Raw genomic sequence first — 20193 nt, forward strand, 5'->3', positions numbered from 1 at the left:
TGACATGGATGTCATCCGCTAGCCAAAGGTTCAGGGATGAACCTTCTGGCTAGCTCAGGGTTATGATTCACTTTGAAGATTGAAAAAATATCATTTATAAAAAACGAAACATAAACAAAATAACTTATAAGCTCTCTTGTATTTTTAAAAATACCAAATTTTAGTGATATACCGCGTTAAAGCGTGATGTTTTAATAATCGATTAATGCTTGAATTTTCCTGAGATTAATCATGAACAGATTCTATAGAGTGGTTTGGAATAATAAAATGCACTGCTGGCAAGCAGTATCAGAATTAGCAAAACGCCATTCTGGCAATGGAACTGTTTCAGATACAAATAAAAATATGATTAAAGTACTGATGTCATGTGCTTTAAGTGCTGTTTTACTCACCCTCAGTAGCAGCATTTTTGCTGCCCTGAATGACACAACTTTACCAACAGGTCAGCAGGTGATGTCTGGCAGTGCTGATTTTACCCAAACCGGCAATACGCTAAATATTAATCAGCATACTCAAAACCTTTCAACCCATTGGAACACTTTTAATATTGGTCGTCATGCAACAGTCAATTTTAATCAGCAGAATCAATCTTCGGTTGCATTAAATCGTGTGCTGGATAACAACGCCAGTCAAATTATGGGTCGGCTAAATGCGAACGGTCAGATTTTTCTGATTAATCCAAATGGTGTAATTTTCTCTAAAACTGCTCAAGTCAATGTTGGCGGCATTGTTGCTTCTACCCTAGATTTACAAGAACACGATTTATTGCAAGGCAAGTTTACTTTTGCAGGTCGTGGGGAAAATGGCGCAGTTGAAAATCATGGGGATATTCAGGTCGCAAATAGCGGTACGGTTGCGCTTATTGCACCTATTGTAAAAAATACGGGTTCTATTACTGCACCCAATGGCCAGGTCAAATTAACTGCGGCGGATAAAGTCCGTGTCAGTCTGCAAAATGGAAAACTTGCAAGCTATGACATAGACCAAGGAACATTGCAGGGCTTGGTTGATAATGGCGGCGCCATTATTGCAGATAATGGTGTTGTGCATTTGACCGCAGTTGCAGAAAAACAGCTGGGCAGAGCTGTGGTGAACCACACGGGCTATATTCAGGCAAACCGTTTGGAAACCAATGCCAAGGGTGAAATTGTACTGTTAGGCGATATGTCTAAGGGTGCAGTCAATATTTCAGGCAGTTTGGTGGCTGAAGGTAAAAATGGTCAGAATGGCGGTTTTATTGAAACCTCTGCTGCAAGTGTAAATATTGCTGACCTAGCGCAGGTAAGTACAAAGGCCGGTGCAGATGGCAAAACAGGAACATGGCTGATCGATCCGGTTGATTTTGTGGTGGCTGCTAAAAATGGCAACATGACAGGTGCAGCACTGAATGCCGCCCTAAAAAACACCGATGTAACAATTCAAACCACAGAAACACAGGCGACAGTGTCGAACAATTCTTCCCTGACCCAGAACAACAGCGCCGGGAAAGGCGATATTTTAGTGAATGACGCCGTTCAATGGGACAGTGGAAAAACACTGACACTGGATGCTTATAACAATATTTATATCAATAATGTCATAGATGCCAGTCAGGGAGATGGCGGAAAACTTGTTTTGAAATATGGACAGCAAAGTGCAGATGGCAGTAATGGTACCGTTTATAGTGCTATTAATGATCGGAACATACCAACCTATGCGGACTATTTTATACAAGCACCAGTGCATTTACAGCAAGGTTTAAATTTTAGTACACAACGTGGCTCGGATGTTGCAAATTTAAAAGAATTTCAAGTCATTGCTGATGTGACAGCTTTGCAGGCAATGAAAGATGATTTGGTAGGTAACTACGCACTAGGCACTCATATTAATGCAAGCAGTATCGCTAATTTCACACCGATTGGCAGCATGATTGAAGGTAGTGGGCCAAATGCAGGAAACAGTCCATTTACAGGATTGTTTGATGGTTTAGGTCATGTGATTGAAAATCTGAAAATCGATAAGCAGGGCTACCAAGGACAAGGCAGCTATGTTGGCTTATTTGGAAAGATTGAGGATGCGGATATCCGCAATGTAGGTTTAATCAATGCACAGATTCAAGGTGGTGAGTCAGTAGGTGGACTTATTGGCAGTATGGTTAATTCAAAGCTGAGTAACAGTTTTGTGCAAGGGAGTGTGACAGGGGACTATAATGTAGGAGCTTTGGTTGGTGCTAGTTATTACAGCACTGTCGATCGGGTTTATAGCACTGCTCAGGTAAATAGTACAAATGGCCCAAGTGTACTGATTGGAGATAATTGGGGATCTTCCATAAGCAATGGTTATTTCACTCAGGCAGATGGCGATATAACAGTCTGGAATGATGCCGGAGCGGAAAGCATCTTAACAAACAGTCAGGCTAAATCAAAACAAAACTACCTGGATTTAGGTTGGAACATTAGTGATATGGCGGGCAGTGGTGCAGCATGGCGGATTTATGAGGGACAGACAGGGCCATTACTGAGAGCATTTTTAACGCCATTGGCAGTTAAAGCAGATGACTATCACACTGTATATAATGGTTCAAATCAAAACAGCAGCAGTTATGCCAACTCTGTACAGAATGCCGATACTTCAAAGATAAGGGGAAATGCTGTTTATGAAGGCGGTGGCAAAAATGCAGGTGTTCATAAGTCACAATTGAGCGGGTTGTATTCTGTACAAAATGGATATGACCTTGCATTTGAAGCGGCCGATGTCAAAATTGATAAGGCCACTATCAGCAATATCACCGGAATTAGCGCAAATAATAAGACTTATGACGGGACAAATTTAGCGGTACTTAATACTGCCAATGCCGTTTTTGATGGTCTCTTGCAGGGAGATCAGCTAGGTGTTATCGGGCAAGGGATATTTTCTGATGCTGCTGTGGGCAACAATAAGCAAGTCAATATTCAGAATCTGGTGTTAACAGGTGCCGATGTACAAAACTATCAGCTAGCTAATTTACAGCTTACTGCACAAGCCAATATTACTGCGGCTAGTAATGCAAATATAAGTGATTTAGCAACGGCAGGCAGCACGCCTAATATGAATAATATCGGTGCGATTTCGCCAATAAATCTGTCTGGAATGGATCTTGAAAGTGCGTTAATGGCTGTTCAAAGTCAAAGAGCGAACTTATTAGAAAGTCAGCTTCGAGATCAGATTTCGGCAGTGCAGGCTAGGAATGATCAAATTGGCAAACTCAATACGACATTGAATAGCTTGTACGCTTTATTGGCGATATTTTCTTCACCAAATCAAAAGTCTATCCAACTTACTGCCGGATCAAATATCGACAAGCTATTCCAGAAGCTAAAAGTTGATGCTCAAGCTGCTGGCGTAGATATTGGAAGCCTATTGAAAGGCAATACTTTAAATAAAGCAGATATAGAGGCATTGCAAACAGGAATTAAAGGTCAAATAGATTCAGCGTCAAACTCTCAGCAAATGGACATGCTCCGCTTGCAGGGTTTGTCTAATAAGCGCAATGAGGCATTTGATACTATGACGAATTTCATTAAGAAAATGCAGGACAGCCGAAGTTCTATTATTGGCACTATGCGCAATGTTGCTCAGCCACCAGCCGTTCCTGTCATGAGCAATAATGGAAACTCATCTGTTCCAGCTGCTGCAAGTGCTGCGCTTCAAGCAAGTATTTTACCTTCTGCAAGTGCGGGAGGGAATCCGAGTCTTCCAAAGCCCTTAGATACTTCAAATACCAATAATTCTAATAACCCAGCAGTTCCAGCTGGAATAGCTTCCAATCCTGGCAGCTCGAATAATAGTGCGAATAAACCAAAGACTTCTGCTGATTTTAGTGAATTGAAAGATCTGGATGCTGCGACAAAGGCAAAGTTTGATGCATTAATAGCTGCTGGGGTTTTTGATGGAAGCGGTGGTTCCTTGGGTGTTAATGGTGAGATGAATCGAGCACAATTTGCCAAAGTGGCTGCATTAATTCAGGGATTAGCAGATAACAACCCATCAAACACTTCAGGCTTTCAGGATATGCCTGCTGGTGGGTATGCACTGCCATATATAGAAGCTATAAAAAAAGCTGGATTAATTGATGGTACTGGAGCGTTTAATCCTTCTGGAAATATAACAAAAGAGCAATTGGCTACATTGCTGGCCAAGCTTCCAAATTCGAATAGCGTGCCTAATCCTACTACGGATTTAGCTTCACCCGATGCATCAAAGCCGTCATCCTCAGGTNATGGTACTGGAGCGTTTAATCCTTCTGGAAATATAACAAAAGAGCAATTGGCTACATTGCTGGCCAAGCTTCCAAATTCGAATAGCGTGCCTAATCCTACTACGGATTTAGCTTCACCCGATGCATCAAAGCCGTCATCCTCAGGTGTGAACAGCTCAGATATAGAGCAATTGAAAAAGCTCTTAAAGCAAATAAATTCAAGCAATAATTTACCATCACCACCTTCTCCTGCGACAGTGGCGCCTGCATCACCAGCTGCCCCTGTACAAGACAGTAGAAACTCGTCGGGAGCAGACTCAAGCACGAATGGTGGCAGTTCAGCTTTGAGAACTAACACGAGCAACGAAGCTATACAGCAGCTCTATATAGCATATTTTGGACGACCGGCTGATGAGGCCGGACTTGCCTATTGGACAGCACAATTATCTTCTGGCGCCATCAGTCAGTCAGATATTAATGCTTTCACTAATGCTGGTAATGCTGCACAAGATAGTCGAAATTCGTCTGGAGCAGCCTCAAGCACGAATAGCGGCAGTTCAGCTTTGGGCACTAACCAGAGAGAAATTGTAGAGCAAATCTATCAAGGATTATTTGCACGTTCGCCTGACGAGGCAGGTCTAGCCTATTGGACAACACAATTATCTTCTAATGGTAGCACCATCAGTCCTCAGTCAGTTACTGATGCTCTTAGTAGAGTTGATGGTAATAACAACGGGACGTTTAATCCTTCTGGAAATATAACAAAAGAGCAATTNNNCGAGGCAGGTCTAGCCTATTGGACAACACAATTATCTTCTAATGGTAGCACCATCAGTCCTCAGTCAGTTACTGATGCTCTTAGTAGAGTTGATGGTAATAACAACGGGACGTTTAATCCTTCTGGAAATATAACAAAAGAGCAATTGGCTACATTGCTGGCCAAGCTTCCAAATTCGAATAGCGTGCCTAATCCTACTACGGATTTAGCTTCACCCGATGCATCAAAGCCGTCATCCTCAGGTATAAACAGCTCAGATATAGAGCAATTGAAAAAGCTCTTAAATCAAATGAATTCAAGCAGTGATGGATCAGCGGCATCTAATCAAGCGTTGATTGAAAAATTGAAACAAGCTACTCCTGCAAAATGAAATTGAGCTATAAGGACACATGATGCAGGCCCCATTTCGGCAGCACAGCGTTTAAACCATTGGCTGTGCTGCAAAAGGGGTTCTGAAGTTGTGCAGAGGGTGAAAATACTGAAAATTTAATTTTGAATTTCAGTAAGGATGCCCAGAAATCGGCATGGGTATATAGCCTTTTCTATAAGTTGAATAACGGTCTCTTTTTAAGATTAAATATTGGGGTTGAAATGAATAAAAATTTAATGGCGATTGCTTGTCCTAAAATGTTGCTTTTATGCAGTTTAATCGCAACAGGGCAGCTTTGTTTTGCAGAAAATATCCCAAATGCAGGTCAATTATTGCAGGAAGCAAAAAGCCCGCAGATTCAGCCTGCACAAGAAAATAAAGCTCTGCAAGCACCAGCGCCACAACGTGCTGTTCATGGGGAGCAGCAAGTGTTTGTTCGCCAATTTGAGATTCAGGGCAATACGCAGTTTTCTGAATTAATACTTCGCCAACAAATTCAAGCCTATGAAGGCAAACAGCTGACATTGACGGAATTGCAGCAAGCAGCAAATAAGGTCAGTGATTATTATGCACAAAATGGCTATAGCTACAGCTATGCATTTTTGCCGGCCCAAACGTTGAATGGGGGAATTGTTACCCTTCAAGTGGTAGAAGCGCAATTGAATGGCGTGCATTTAAGCAATGCATCTAATACCCAGCCGTGGCTGGTAAATCAAATAATTGCACCGTTGCAAAATAAACAGTTATTGAGTGATCAATCTCTAGATGAAATATCATCCCTCTTGAATCGGCTAAATGGGGTGAAAAATAATTTATCTTTTACTGCAGGACAGTCACAAAATGAAACTTTGCTAAATGTTGAGCTGGTTCCGTCACAAAAATATCAGGCATATTTAGGTGCAGATAATTTCGGTAGTAAATATACGGGTGAAGTCCGGGGTACAGGCGGTATACGTGTGAACAGTCTATTGGGGCTGGGCGATCAGCTGTCATTGGATGCAATGAGCAGCGGTCAGCGAATGAACTATGGAAAAATTGGTTATTCAGCATTGGTACATGGTTCAGGAACAGAAGTAGGGGCGAGCTATTCATATTTAGAATATGAATTAGGTCAAGATTTAAAAGATTTAGGTTATGAAGGCAATGCTAAAGAAACCTCTGTTTGGTTGCAGCAGCCAGTCATGCAAAGTACAAAACAGCAAACCATGCTGTCTTTAAACTATACGCACAAACAATTAGAAGATGATGTGGCGACTGTTAAAAATTACAATCACCGTAATGTTGAAAGCTTCCAGCTCGGATTAAATCATTCATCCTATGACGCAGTGGGGGGCGCGGGCTTTAATGAGTTTGCAGTGATTAATTCATTTGGACATTTAGACATTAAAGATGACGCGGTTAAAGCTGCAGATGCACTTTCGCGTCAATCTAATGGTGACTATTTAAGTGTATTTCTAAAAGCATCACGCCTGCAAAGCATTATGAAGAGTAATGAATTATTTGCATCTGTTGAAGGTTTTTATAGTCCTGATAATCTGGACAGCTCTGAGGCTTACTATGTGGGTGGTTCAAACTTCATGCGCGGTTATAAGAGCAGTGTATTTTCTGCATCGCAAGGCTTGGCATCAAGTTTGGAGCTGAGGCAGGACTTATGGTCAAATGCCCAAAATCGGCTAAACGGAAAACTATTTCTTGATATGGCTAAATTAAAGTTGAATGCGCATACATGGGTAGGTTCTAATGAAAAGAATAGAGTATCGCTGAGAAGTGCGGGCGTAGGCCTCAACTGGGACAATTATTATGTAGGCAGCGTTCAAGCTACATTAGGGTTCCCTTTAGGTGACAAGCCTGTACAAATGAATGATCGTGATGATTATCAGGTATGGCTGAATTGGCAGAAAACTTTTTAATTGAAAAATAAGTTTTCTACTGCCAATTGCCTTAAATTTCTAAAGATTAAATATTCAAATAATGTCTTTTGTGCTTGTTCCATTGTCAACCAGGAGGCAATCTCTTGGTTAGGCTGATGGTACGTCCATATGCTACAGTCTGATGGGCGACATCCATGTCGCCTTGCACGTATCAAATACTGTATCAGCGGGATAAGGATTATACCTTCTGAATAAACAGCTCACGATCAAAACGGTACTGCGGGAAGAACACGCCGTCTTTAGCCCGTTCACCTGCACCAATCACCATTATGGGATACTGTTCGTCATTTAATTTCAGAATTTCACGAACCATCGGCTCATCAAAACCTTCCATCATACAGCTATCAAAACCATAAGCACGCAAGGCTAATACCAGATTTTCACAAGCTAACGCTGTAGTTTTGCTTGCCCAAAGTTTCGCATCTGCGGGGTTAAAAGCAGTTACTGGCAATTGCTTATCCAGTGTACGTGCAATTTTGAAAGCCACTTTCTTAAAGTTACCCAGGGCATTGAAATAACCCGTTTTATAATTATATGGAATAAACTTGTAATACTTTTGCACAGCAGCAGGCGCTTCAGGAAATGGAAACTCGGAAATGTTCATTTTCGCCATTTCATCAATACGGTCAGTCCGTGCCACGCAGACAATCAGTTCAGCGGCAGTTTTCGCAGCCAATTGACCTAGACAGGCTTTCACCAACTGCTTTTTCTTGGTCGGGTTTTGGACTATATAAAAAGTCCAAGGCTGTAAATTGGATGAGTTCGGTGCAAGCAAAGCCAGATCTAAACATTCATCCAGAATATCGGCAGGAATGGCTTTGTCCGTAAATTTGCGTACTGAACGACGGCTTTGTACAACTTTCTTAAAGTTTTCGACATCAATATCTTGTGGGGCTGGCTCAAAGTAACGTTTCTTTTCAGTCTTGGCTTGGCTGGTCATGGTGCGTTCCTTAACAATTTTTACTTGATGTTGGGGTAGAAATGAAAAAAACCACCAAGCAAGGGTAAATTACTCAGTGGTTTTTTATGTATCTTTCAATTAATTAAATTGAGCGAAATCCGGTTTACGCTTTTGCATAAATGCAGCAACCGCTTCAGCCATTTCCGGTGAAGAGACGCGCTTCATAAAGATCTCGGCTTCATCATCAATACAATCAATAATTTCCTGCAGATTATGTTTCATTAAGGCTTTGGTTTGCTTGATTGAAGCGAGCGGCAGCGCTGCTAAAGTCTGGGCCTGTTTCAGTGCAGTTGTATACACATCATCTTCAATGCTATTCACAATGCCGGCACTTAAGGCTTTGTCACTGTTGAACTTTTGTGCAGTAAACAGCAGCTCGGCAGCTTTATGATATCCCGCTTGCTCAATCAGCAATTTGCTCGAAGCGCCTTCCGGAGAAAGTCCAAGACTGACAAATGGAATCTGGAACAGGGCAGTAGAATCGCTATAAACCAGGTCGGCATGCAGTAAAATCGTTACTCCAATGCCAATCGCAACACCACGGACAGCGGCAATCAAGGGCTTGGAAAATTTCGCAGCAGATTTTAAAACCACGAATGGAGGGGCATCACCGGCTTTGCCTGCCAGTGGTGTCTGAATGAACTTCATGAAATCCTGCATATCATTGCCGGCACTGAAATCGGCATCCTCACCACGTAAAATTACCACGCGAACGTCTTTATCCTGATCGGCTTCATCCAGGGCTTGGGCAATTTTTAAATACAGCTCGCCATATAACGCATTTTTAGCTTCAGGACGATGAATGGCTAAGGTCAGTACGCCATTGTCTAAATTCGCATTTAAATGTTGATGTGGTTGTTGAATACAGCTCAGTGTCATCGTACTATCCTTGCTTTAAAACTTAATTTGATTTTATGGCGTTTATTATGTCGCATATTTATTTTAGCGGCACAACTCACGAGTCATAAAAAATTGATCTGTTATGAACTATACATTTGATTATCTGGTTTTCATTGGTCGCTTCCAGCCTTTTCATCTGGCACATATGCAAACGATTAAGATTGCCTTGCAGCAAAGCCAAAATGTGATGCTGGCCTTAGGTTCAGCACAAAATGAACGTAATATCAAAAATCCGTTTAGTGCTGTGGAACGTGAACAGATGATCTTGTCCAATTTTTCAGAAGCAGACCAGCAGCGGATCAAGTTTGTGCATGTCATTGATGTCTATGACGATCAGAAATGGCAACAACTGGTTAAATCTCTGGTGACGGAAGTTGCTGAACCAGAAGCCAAAATCGGCTTGATCGGTCATTTTAAAGATGAATCTTCTTATTATCTGAAGCTGTTCCCGGAATGGGAGATGGTGGAACTGGAAAGCCTGGTGGGGGCCATTTCAGCAACGCCGCTACGCGAAGCATATTACCGTGGTGAAATTATTGAATCTGCTTTTCCGCTCGGCACCAGCGAGTTTTTACACAAATTTCAAAAAACTTCGACTTACCAACAATTGCAGCACAAATACCTGACCCAAGATAAAACCAATCTGGAATAATCTTCAGTAAGCTACTAGGTCGAGGCAAGTAATTGCAGCGACCCAGGAGTGGATAAGATGAATATTCCAACCACATTGCAACGTATCCTGATTCTCGGGCTAATCCCTCTGGGTATTGTCACACAGGTCAATGCACAGGAATGGACACTGACTCCACAAACCTATGTGGGCTTTGAGGTGAAGTCGATGGGCTTTTCAACCGTAAAAGGCAAGTTTGGACAGGTTCAGTCCAGTATGAGCTTTGATCCGGCAGTACCTCAGAATGCCTCGGCACGGTTTGTCATGCAAGTAAATAGCCTAAGTTTGAGCAAGCCTTCACTGAAAAATATGATGATGGGGGAAGATTTATTCTACGTTGAAAAATACCCCACCGCGATTTTTAACAGTCGTGAATTTATTGCTTTGGGAAATCATCAATACAAGATTAAAGGGGACCTGACCTTGCGCGGTATTACCCGGCCGGTGATCCTGGACACTTCCTTGCAACCCAATCCAGCCAATCCACAACGCTTGGATGTGGAATCCAAAACTGTGGTGAAACGTAGTGATTTTGGCATGAAAAAAGCCTTCGGCGGGATCGGGGAAAAAGTCAATATTGAAGTGTCTGGACAATGGCACATGAAATAAAAACGACATATCCATCTGAAACCAGCTTTGTCAGCGTCTTTATTCATTCATCTGATGGTGAGCCTTTTCCAGCAAATCAAGTGTCAATTGTTGCAGCAGTGCAGATTGCTGCTTCCAGTGATGCCAATACAGTTTCATTTCGGTTTTGGCATTTGGCATAATTTCAATCAATTTTCCGCTTTGCAGATCATCACCAATCTGATATTCCGGCACCAAACCAAAGCCTAAACCCAAATGCACTGCTTCCACAAATGCAGTCGAGGAGGGAATAAAATAATGCGGATAACTTTGCTGATTTAATCCAAACAAGTTCAGGATTACCTGATGATGCATCAGATCTTTACCATTAAAAATAATGGCTGGGGCATGTCTTAAGGCATCGCGGTGAATGCCATCTTTAAACCACTTTTCTACAAAGGAAGGTGTTGCGACCATGCGATAAGTCATCTGCCCCAGATAATGCACTTCACAGCCCTTCATGGCTGTGGATTCTGTGGAGATGCAGGCATTGACCAAACCGGTTTCAAGCAGCTGATGGGTTTGGGGCTGGTCATCCAGAGACAGTTTCAGGGCAATTTTATGCTCGATTAATGTGCTTTGCAGGACCTTGAGCAGCCAGGTCGATAAAGAATCAGCATTGGTGGCAATACTGAATTGATGAAACTCATGCTGGCTGGATTGACCCATGAATTGTTGTAACAGATTCTGTTCACGTAGGCGTTGATGCTGTAAATGCTCTAACAGCTGTTGGCCAGCTTGAGTGACCCGACAGGGGCGTTCGCGCAGCAATAAAATCTGTCCCAAATCTTTTTCCAAAGCCTGCACCCTCAAGGTGACTGCAGATGCCGTAATACACAGGCGCTGCGCAGCTGCATCAAAACTGCCTAATTCAGCCACGGCAAGAAAAGCTTCACAGAACTTACTTGAAAGCATACAGCACAACCTAAAAAAAACTGAGTTGAATTGATATTTTCTTAATTATACTTAATTTGTAGTGTGAACTGGGATAATTCAAAACATGTTTTTTGAATGACCTTAACGTTTTAATACCTATGTTAAATAGTGCCTTACATGGTTTTGCCATGGCTTTAAGTCTGATTGTACCGATTGGCGCACAAAATGCGTTTGTGCTGAAACAGGGTTTAAAGCAGCAACACGTCTTTGCCATTTGCCTGTGTTGTGCCTTGTCTGATGCGATTTTGATTTCATCCGGAGTGCTGGGCTTTTCAGAACTGGTCACGTTACATCCGCATTGGCTGAATATTGCCAGGTATTTGGGTGCAACTTTCTTATTGGTCTATGGTGCGCAACATTTTTATCAGGTCTGGAAAGGCGAGCAGCGTTTAGAAATCAGTTCAAATGAAGTGCCTTCTTTGGGCAAGGTCTTGTTCATCTGTTTAGGTTTGACCTGGCTGAATCCGCATGTGTACCTGGATACGGTGGTGTTATTGGGCTCGATCTCGACCCAATATCCAGACACGCAACTGTATTTTGCCTTGGGAGCAATCAGTGCATCATTCCTGTTCTTTTTTAGCTTGGGCTATGCAGCACGTTATTTGCAACCGATTTTTCAACGTCCCAAAGCCTGGAAAATATTGGATATAGTGATTGGAGGTGTGATGTGGTCCATTGCCATTTCTTTATTGAACTAAGGAAAATGTAAAAGAGCAGGCCAAAAGAAAAAGGCATGAGTCATCCTATTTCTGGTTTAAATCATGCCTTTTTATCAAAAGAAATTAGGCTGCTTGCAGGGTTTTTAAATCTTCAAGGACCTGTTCGGCATGTCCTGCAGCCTTGACCTTGCGATATTCTTTGACCAGTTTGCCGTTATGGAAAATAAAGGTGGAGCGCTCAATGCCCATCACCTGTTTGCCATACATGTTCTTTTCTTTAATCACGTCGAAAAGATTGCACAGTACTTCTTCTTTGTCACTGATCAGGTTAATGCTCAGCTTCTGCTTTTCGGTAAAGTTCTGATGCGCTTTTACCGAATCACGTGAAATACCCAAAATGGTGCTATTTAAGGCATCAAATTGATCTTTTAAACACGAGAAACCGATCGCCTGTGTAGTACAGCCCGGAGTAGAATCTTTAGGATAAAAATACACAATCAGCCATTCTGTAGGAATTTCAGTCAGGTTAATTTCACCGGTTGTGGTCGGGAAGGCTTGATTAGGCAGCGTAATAGCAGACATGCGTTCATCCTTATAAAGTTAAATTGTCATATGAATGGTAAATTTATGCTGCCATGATAGCGAATTTAACGAGGTTTATGCTGAACTCGGGAAGGTAATTTTACCCATAAAAAAAGCCTGCAACGATGCAGGCTTTTCTTCAACATAAAGTAATTATTTCTTTTGTTGAGCAGATTTCATGGCTTCTTCAGTCAAGCTTTTGAGCTTGCCTGTCAATTGTGGACCAAAACACGCTTGTAAATCTTTATTTTGTTTTTGCACAAAAGCTAAAGTCGCAGGACTTTTCTTCTGGTTAATGGTACTTTGGATTTCCCATTTTTGTGCATTTGTTAAACGGCCATCCGCTTCCACTGCACACGTACAGTATTTGCTTACTTCAGCAGAAGTAAGTTTTTTGCCTTTCGCAGTTTCTTCCTTACAAACATTAATTAAAGCAGATTTTACATTGGTGCTTTTATAAGCTTCCTGAAGCTTGTTTGTTTCGGCTGCATTTGCAGCAGTCGCCATCAATGCGACTGCAGAAACCAATGTAGAAAGAATAATGTTTGACTTCAAATTTTTCATGTACTGTACCCTGTTATGACGGTATATAACGTGTCGGATCGGCGATACCCGCATCAGCAAAACCTTGTTTACGTAAGCGGCAACTATCGCATTTACCACAAGCACGTCCTTGGTCGTCTGCTTGGTAGCAAGACACCGTTTGACTATAGTCTACGCCATGTTCTATACCTAAGCGAATGATATTTGCTTTGGATAAATGTAACAAAGGTGTTTCAAATTTAAGAGGTTTTCCTTCTACACCAACCTTGGTTGCCAGGCGTGCCATGTTGGCAAAAGCTTCAATAAATTCAGGGCGACAGTCCGGATAACCTGAATAATCAACGGCATTGATGCCAATCACAATGGCTTCTGCACCAAAAACTTCCGCCGCTGCGAGCGCATAAGACAGAAATATTGTGTTACGTGCTGGAACATAAGTTACAGGAATACCTTCTTGTTCATGTTCTGGTACGTCAATGTTATGGTCTGTTAATGCGGAACCGCCCAGGTTACCTAAATCGATATTAATCACCCGGTGTTCTACACCAGCACGCTGGGTTAATGCTCGAGCGGCATCCAGTTCAGTGGTTGAACGCTGACCATACATGAAACTTAAAGCAATACATTCATAACGTGCTTGCGCCCAAGCCAAACAAGTCGTTGAGTCTAAGCCGCCAGATAATAAAACTATGGCACGAGGGCGCATATTCAAATCTCCAAAAAATAAGTCACAATAACAATGGATTAACGACCAGTTTCATCATTCCAGAGCAATTTATGTAATTGCAGCTGGAAACGGACCGGGAGATGATCATCTAAAATCCATTGAGCCAAATCACGTGCCAGTTGGGGTAATTTCACCGCACCTTTTTCTACCGCAAAAGCAGGCGAGAACCACACGGTACTGACTTTATCGGCAAGTTTGAATTGTTCAACCTGCTGTTTTGACCATTCATAGTCTTCACGGTTACAAATCACAAACTTGATTTGATCATGCGGGGTTAAATGATCGAGATTGCTAAGCAAATTTCGTGCAACTTCTCCAGAAGTTGGCGTTTTTAAATCCAGTACTTTGGAAACTCGTGGATCGACTTTAGATACATCGAGTGCACCACTGGTTTCTAAAGACACTTCACAGCCCAGGTCAGCTAAACGCTGCATTAAAGGCAGGGCATTCGGCTGTGCCAATGGTTCACCACCGGTCACACAAATATAGGGTGTTTTAAAATCCAGTGCGGTCTGAATAATGTCATCAAGGGATTGGCGTTCGCCACCTTCAAAAGAATAAGTGGTATCGCAATAAGTACAACGTAAAGGGCAACCGGTTAAACGGATAAATACGGTCGGCAATCCTGCAGCATTGGCTTCACCTTGTAATGAATAGAAAATCTCCGTAATACGTAACCCCGCAGACGGATCGGTAACAGGAATAGCGGAAGATCGAAGAGTACTCATAACAACATAATCCAGCTCAGGATAAATAACACAGTATAAAAATAAAAATCCCTACGGCTATTGCTAACCGTAGAGACGAGGAGCGGTTGAAGCTCCGGGGAACAATCAATGTTCCGCAGCAGACTACATCTTAGTCTTCGCGCAATAAATCGTTCAAGCTCGTTTTTGCACGGGTTTTCGCATCTACTTTTTTCACGATCACAGCTGCGTACAGGCTGTATTTACCGCATTTAGATGGAAGGCTACCAGAAACAACCACCGAACCTGCAGGAACGCGGCCGTAATGGATCTCGCCAGTTTCACGGTCATAAATCTTGGTAGATTGACCAATGAATACGCCCATTGAAATGACAGAACCTTCTTCAACAATCACGCCTTCAACAATTTCAGAACGAGCACCGATGAAGCAGTTGTCTTCAATAATGGTTGGGTTCGCTTGAAGCGGTTCAAGCACGCCGCCAATGCCTACACCACCAGACAAGTGAACGTTTTTACCAATTTGCGCACATGAACCCACAGTTGCCCATGTATCAACCATGGTACCTTCATCCACATAAGCACCAATGTTCACATAAGAAGGCATCAAGACCACATTTTTCGCCTGGAATGAACCTTTACGGGCTACAGCAGGAGGTACTACACGTACACCTGCAGCTTTAAACTGTTCTTCAGTCCAATCGCCAAATTTAGTATCAACTTTGTCATAGAAACGAAGATCACAAGCTTCCATTGGTTTGTTGTCGTTTAATTTAAATGATAACAATACCGCTTTCTTAATCCATTGATGAACAACCCATTCACCCTCGATTTTTTCAGCAACACGTAAAGTACCATTGTCCAGGCCAGCAATGACTTCCTCAACTGCTTGACGGATTTCAGCAGGGCAATCTGCTGCTGTGAAATTCGCACGGTCTTCAAAAGCCTGTTCAATGATTGTTGAAAGCTGAGACATGATCTTCCTTCCAGAAAAAATTTTTCAAGATTTTACACTATATTGAGACAGAAATAGATGAAAAAGTGGCTTTGGATCGGAATTTATTATGAAAGAGGAGCAAAATCGGACAAAAAACGACGAGTGAGATTAAGTAAACAAAAAATGGGTTAATAATCAAAAACAAATAGAAAATGTATCAAAAAATAACAAAAACTAAGCAAATTTCGAATAAAAGTTAAGCAATTAATATTTTATAGTTTTAACTATTAGATAGAAAAGCACTAATGATGAAATAGAAACTTTTTTGAGGAGATCTACAATGAAAACTTTAGCTAAGCTTTTAGCAGTATCTGTTTTGACCTCTATTGCCGGAACAGCCATGGCAGCTGATGATGCAGTAGTACAAGACGGCTATGCCTTTGAACGTAACCAGCTGATTCCAACTGGCGTTCGTGCTGAAGTAGGTACTACCGGTTATGGTGGTGCATTACTGTGGACTGCAAACCCCTATGTAGGTTTGGCGCTAGGTTATAACGGTGGTGATATCTCTTGGTCTGATGATATCTCGGTCAATGGCTCAGATTATGACATTGATATGGAGAATAAAAATACCTATTTAAATGCTGAAATTCGCCCTTGGGGTGCAAGTGAAAATAGATGGGTGCAAGGTCTATATATGGCCGCTGGTGTAGCCTATTTAGACAATGAGTATGAACTTGATCGCCGTGTAAATGCGGGAGAGGGTTTTACCATTAACCATACAGACTTTGTCGCAGGTCCAGATGGCGCTCATATTAGAGGTAACATGGACTACAAAAATGACATCGCTCCCTATTTAGGCTTTGGATGGGCGCCTAAGATTAATAAAAATTGGGGCGTGTTTGGTGAAGTGGGTGCCTACTATGCAGATAACCCGGATGTCAACTTGCAGTTAGTCAGTGGTGGTGCGGCCGATAACCCAACACGCGGCTCATTGGTTGACAACATTGCAGCTGACGAAGCCAAAATTGCGACTGATGACAAACATAAATGGCTTCCTGTCGGTAAAATCGGTGTAAGCTATCATTGGTAAGAAAAATTAGTATCTAAAAAACGGGCTTCGGCCCGTTTTTTATTTTTTAAAATGAAACCATTTTAGTTAAAAGCGGTAACCGAGCTTCAGGCCATAAGCAATAATCTTGTTATGATTTACCGAAGATAACACACCAAAAAGACTGCCTGAACCTGCCTGATTTTGCTCAACTTTAGCTTTGTTGAGTCTAAAATATTTGATGCCCCCGGCAATAAATAAATTAGAGCGCATATGATAAAAACCGCCAACCCCAAAACTGTAGTAATCATCCGAAGGACTTAAGGTGGAGGCTGGATTGCCAATACCTGAATCGAATCCTATATCCAGAGCCGTAGTCCATTGTTCATTGAAAACATGGGCAACTCCCAGGGTGGTGGAAAGCTGATTTTTCTGATAATCCACCAAATTGACTGGTACAGGCTCAGCTGAACTCATCAGGGGAGATATCATTTTGAATTTTTTCCAATTTACCCAGCGCAACGTGCTATACACGATATTCCGTGGCGTAATCCCGGATTGAAACTCCAGGTTTATGGACTGCGGTGTATCGATGCTGATGTGCTGTGTAGAAGTTGAATTCAAGATGGGAATTTCAGGTGTAGATGAGGTCTGCTCATGAAATTGCGGTTTATGCTGAATCCTGGAACGATAGGTGAGAGAAGTCTTCAGCGCATATTCGGGTATTTCATAACTGATGCCTGTTAACCAGCCTACAGCCGGGTCTTGATCCGTAGTTGCTATATAATCAGCCAGTATTCCCATCGATTGTCCTGAAATTTTCAGCTCTGTGTCCAGGGTTTGATAACTTAAACCCGTATAAAAATTCCAGGATGGATTGGGCTGATAGCCGAAAAGGGCGGTTAAATTATGGGTGTCCAGTTGAAAATGTACGGCATTGACTAAATCGGCAGGATTGCTGACGACAGGTTCTAGCGCGTAGCCAATATCTGTACTAAAAGGCTGATCGTAAATTAGCCCCAAGGACCAGTGAGGGTGTAATTGTAATTTAAATGCCGCATTTGAAATATAAAAGGAATCCGTAAAATTGGGGGTAGAAATTTCAGTAAATGTGGAGGGATTATTTGCATCTGGTCGAAGCGTTTTGCCTGAAATATTGGCATCTACAATGGCAGTTGAGAGCTCGGCATAATGATGCGGTTGTAAAAAAGAGGCGATGGATTGGCTAGAGCTTTCCAGTGCCGAAGCATAGAGATCGCCAGGCATGAAAATGCAAATACTGATGCCAAATGCCGTTGCTTTCATGGAGATCCCCATTCAATTTTTTTCGTTATGTCAATGTCTGTATAAAGTGTGAATACACACATGAAATAGAATTCTTTTTATGGACAGGGTTACTGTATGTGATTTTGTATGGAATGAGCAAGTTTTGTGTGAATTTTTTTTATTTAAATAATTGAATAATTGAAAGTATTTTTATGAATCAGTCTTTGCCGTGAAAAATGAATGAAAAAAGGGATATTTTTTATATCCCTTTTTTAAAAAAATCATGAAATGCTTATTCTTCGGGATAAGCCACTTTTTTCAGTGCCTTAATGTCGGCTTCTGGCGAGCAGAGTGAAATAAACTCATAACCATAACCGCGCAGCAAATGGCCTTTGCGCACCGCAATCCAGGTGGTATTTACTCCGAAGATATCGGTTTGAATCTGTTTGAGGCGATAGTCGCGTTCAGCGTCATAAGCGACATTGTTGACAATACCGACCCCCATATTCAATTCGACATAGGTTTTGATGACATCGGCATCCAGTGCTGACATGACAATATCAACGTCAATGCCTGCCTCTTCAAAGGCCTTGTCAATTTTAGAACGACCTGTGAAACCGCCATGGTAGGTAATAATTGGATATTGCGCCAAGTCTTCCAGGGTGATGTCTGCTTTATTGGCAAGCGCATGGTTTTGCGGAGTAATAATACTGTGCTGCCAATTATAATAAGGTACGCTGGCCAGATTTTCTTCCGTGGTCAGAGACTCGGTGGCAATACCAATATCCGCTTCACCTTGCAGCAACATTTCGGTAATTTCAACCGGGCTGGCCTGCTGCAGAATCAAATGAACTTTGGGGAATTCTTTTTTAAATTGGTTCACAATCGGCGGTAATACATAACGCGCTTGGGTATGCGTGGTTGCAATGGTCAGCGTACCTTCATCGACGCGGTTAAAGTCATCTGCCAGACGTTTAATATTGTCGGCATCTACCAGCATGCGTTCCACAATCCCAAGTAAAGACTGGCCCGGTTCGGTCAGTCCCAGTAAACGTTTCCCTTTACGGATAAACAGCTGTACGCCCAGTTCATCTTCTAAATCTTTAATGTGCTTACTTACGCCAGATTGCGAAGTATAAAGTGCTGCCGAAGCTTCGGTTAAATTAAAGTTTTGTCTAACAGTTTCTCGAATAATTCTTAATTGTTGGAAATTCATAATGCTGTATACCCTAAAGAGGATGGGGCTGTTTTTGCCCCATCTATTTGTTATTAAGCGACGTCATTGGCAAACAGGTGCAATGCCGTTGGACTTAACCACACTGTTTGATTTGGCTTGAATTGATGTAATTTCGCTTCTTCAGAATTAAGCGAAATTTCAATTAAATTGCCTTGGCGATCTTGAAGTTCAGCAATGACTTTGCCGGCAATCCAGATTTCACGCAGAAAAGTGGCCTGAATGGCATTTTCTTGCGGTGTGGCATGAATACGCAATTCATTTGGACGGGCAAAGGCAACCACATTACCTTGCGGAGCATCTTTCACCTGCGGCAGTTGCAGACGGTCATCACCAATCTGGATAATGCCTTGCTGGTTTTGACCTTCGAAACGGTTGGCCTGACCCAGGAAGTCAAATACAAACGGCGTTGCCGGTTTTTCATAAACTTCACGTGGTGAACCGATCTGTTCGACATTGCCTTTGTTCATTACCACGATTTGATCGGCGACTTCCAAAGCTTCTTCCTGATCGTGCGTGACGAAAATCGAGGTGATATGCAATTCATCATGCAAAGTACGTAACCAGCGACGCAATTCTTTACGCACCTTGGCATCGAGTGCGCCAAAAGGTTCATCCAGCAATAATACACGAGGTTCAACTGCTAAAGCGCGTGCCAGGGCAATACGTTGACGTTGGCCCCCTGAAAGTTGTGCAGGATAACGGTCAGCCAGAAAGCCCAGCTGAACCAGATCAAGGAGACGGGTCACACGTTTTTTAATTTCAGCTTCCGATGGTCGGGTAGAGCGCGGACGCACACGTAAACCAAAGGCAATGTTGTCAAATACGGTCATATGACGGAACAGGGCATAATGCTGGAATACAAAGCCGACTTCACGTTCACGTACATGCACATTGGTTGCATCTTCGCCTTCCAGAATCACCTGACCGCCATCTGCCGATTCCAGCCCTGCGATAATACGCAGCAATGTGGTTTTACCGCAGCCAGATGGGCCGAGTAATGCCACCAGCTGACCATCTGGAAAGTCCAGCGAGATATTTTTAAGTGCATGGAAAGCACCAAAGTGTTTTTCAATATTTTTAACTTGAATACTCATGATG

Annotated in this window: 17 protein-coding genes; 6 read left to right on the forward strand and 11 right to left on the reverse strand. The window is 42.3% G+C overall.

Going from position 1 to position 20193, the window contains the following annotated elements:
- The first annotated feature begins 231 nt into the window (after positions 1-231).
- Complete coding sequence (locus H4I94_RS06965; protein ID WP_261182523.1) at positions 232-5364, forward strand: filamentous hemagglutinin N-terminal domain-containing protein; 5133 nt, start codon at positions 232-234, stop codon at positions 5362-5364.
- Between the two features lie 221 nt (positions 5365-5585).
- Positions 5586-7274 carry a ShlB/FhaC/HecB family hemolysin secretion/activation protein gene (locus H4I94_RS06970; RefSeq protein ID WP_261182524.1) on the forward strand — a complete coding sequence of 563 codons (1689 nt, stop codon included), beginning with the start codon at positions 5586-5588 and terminating at the stop codon, positions 7272-7274.
- A gap of 199 nt (positions 7275-7473) precedes the next feature.
- Here H4I94_RS06970 and H4I94_RS06975 read toward each other — a convergent pair whose 3' ends face one another.
- Both H4I94_RS06975 and H4I94_RS06980 read right to left on the reverse strand, forming a co-directional pair.
- Complete coding sequence (locus tag H4I94_RS06975; RefSeq protein WP_261182525.1) at positions 7474-8235, reverse strand: nitroreductase family protein; 762 nt, start codon at positions 8233-8235, stop codon at positions 7474-7476.
- Between the two features lie 99 nt (positions 8236-8334).
- A complete protein-coding gene (locus tag H4I94_RS06980; RefSeq protein ID WP_261182526.1) occupies positions 8335-9135 on the reverse strand; it encodes an enoyl-CoA hydratase-related protein in 801 nt (266 codons plus the stop codon).
- Positions 9136-9238: 103 nt separating this feature from the next.
- On the opposite strand from H4I94_RS06980, the gene H4I94_RS06985 reads away from it, so the two are divergent.
- The gene (locus H4I94_RS06985; protein WP_261182527.1) at positions 9239-9808 is read left to right on the forward strand and encodes a nicotinate-nicotinamide nucleotide adenylyltransferase; all 570 of its coding nucleotides are present in this window, start codon (positions 9239-9241) and stop codon (positions 9806-9808) included.
- A 57-nt stretch (positions 9809-9865) separates the two neighbouring features.
- Positions 9866-10435, forward strand: coding sequence for a YceI family protein (locus H4I94_RS06990; protein WP_261182528.1), 570 nt, complete (start codon positions 9866-9868; stop codon positions 10433-10435).
- A gap of 39 nt (positions 10436-10474) precedes the next feature.
- Here H4I94_RS06990 and H4I94_RS06995 read toward each other — a convergent pair whose 3' ends face one another.
- A complete protein-coding gene (locus H4I94_RS06995) occupies positions 10475-11368 on the reverse strand; it encodes a LysR family transcriptional regulator ArgP (RefSeq protein WP_261182529.1) in 894 nt (297 codons plus the stop codon).
- 119 nt (positions 11369-11487) lie between these two features.
- Between H4I94_RS06995 and H4I94_RS07000 the strand changes: the two genes are divergently transcribed.
- The gene (locus tag H4I94_RS07000) at positions 11488-12087 is read left to right on the forward strand and encodes a LysE/ArgO family amino acid transporter (RefSeq protein ID WP_261182531.1); all 600 of its coding nucleotides are present in this window, start codon (positions 11488-11490) and stop codon (positions 12085-12087) included.
- Between the two features lie 84 nt (positions 12088-12171).
- On the opposite strand, the gene H4I94_RS07005 is transcribed toward H4I94_RS07000, so the two are convergent.
- The 5 genes from H4I94_RS07005 to dapD form a co-directional block, all read right to left on the reverse strand.
- Complete coding sequence (locus H4I94_RS07005) at positions 12172-12630, reverse strand: peroxiredoxin (RefSeq protein WP_092818616.1); 459 nt, start codon at positions 12628-12630, stop codon at positions 12172-12174.
- 153 nt (positions 12631-12783) lie between these two features.
- Complete coding sequence (locus tag H4I94_RS07010) at positions 12784-13194, reverse strand: hypothetical protein (protein ID WP_092818615.1); 411 nt, start codon at positions 13192-13194, stop codon at positions 12784-12786.
- 13 nt (positions 13195-13207) lie between these two features.
- On the reverse strand, positions 13208-13879 hold the full coding sequence (gene queC / locus H4I94_RS07015; RefSeq protein ID WP_092818614.1) for a 7-cyano-7-deazaguanine synthase QueC: 672 nt from the start codon (positions 13877-13879) through the stop codon (positions 13208-13210).
- Between the two features lie 38 nt (positions 13880-13917).
- Complete coding sequence (gene queE / locus H4I94_RS07020) at positions 13918-14628, reverse strand: 7-carboxy-7-deazaguanine synthase QueE (protein ID WP_261182532.1); 711 nt, start codon at positions 14626-14628, stop codon at positions 13918-13920.
- A 130-nt stretch (positions 14629-14758) separates the two neighbouring features.
- Positions 14759-15580 carry a 2,3,4,5-tetrahydropyridine-2,6-dicarboxylate N-succinyltransferase gene (gene dapD, locus H4I94_RS07025; RefSeq protein ID WP_092818612.1) on the reverse strand — a complete coding sequence of 274 codons (822 nt, stop codon included), beginning with the start codon at positions 15578-15580 and terminating at the stop codon, positions 14759-14761.
- Between the two features lie 301 nt (positions 15581-15881).
- Here dapD and carO point away from each other — a divergent pair, with 301 nt between their 5' ends.
- Positions 15882-16634, forward strand: a complete 753-nt coding sequence (gene carO / locus H4I94_RS07030) for an ornithine uptake porin CarO (RefSeq protein WP_261182533.1) — start codon at positions 15882-15884, stop codon at positions 16632-16634.
- Positions 16635-16700: 66 nt separating this feature from the next.
- Here carO and H4I94_RS07035 read toward each other — a convergent pair whose 3' ends face one another.
- The 3 genes from H4I94_RS07035 to H4I94_RS07045 form a co-directional block, all read right to left on the reverse strand.
- Positions 16701-17897 carry an outer membrane protein transport protein gene (locus H4I94_RS07035; protein ID WP_261182534.1) on the reverse strand — a complete coding sequence of 399 codons (1197 nt, stop codon included), beginning with the start codon at positions 17895-17897 and terminating at the stop codon, positions 16701-16703.
- A gap of 253 nt (positions 17898-18150) precedes the next feature.
- On the reverse strand, positions 18151-19074 hold the full coding sequence (locus H4I94_RS07040; protein ID WP_092818609.1) for a CysB family HTH-type transcriptional regulator: 924 nt from the start codon (positions 19072-19074) through the stop codon (positions 18151-18153).
- A gap of 53 nt (positions 19075-19127) precedes the next feature.
- Entirely contained in the window at positions 19128-20189 is a 1062-nt protein-coding gene (locus tag H4I94_RS07045) for a sulfate/molybdate ABC transporter ATP-binding protein (RefSeq protein WP_261182535.1), read from the reverse strand.
- Between the last annotated feature and the right edge of the window lie 4 nt (positions 20190-20193).

The organism is Acinetobacter sp. T_3_1 (assembly GCF_025377055.1).
Classification (GTDB): Bacteria; Pseudomonadota; Gammaproteobacteria; order Pseudomonadales; family Moraxellaceae; genus Acinetobacter; species Acinetobacter kookii.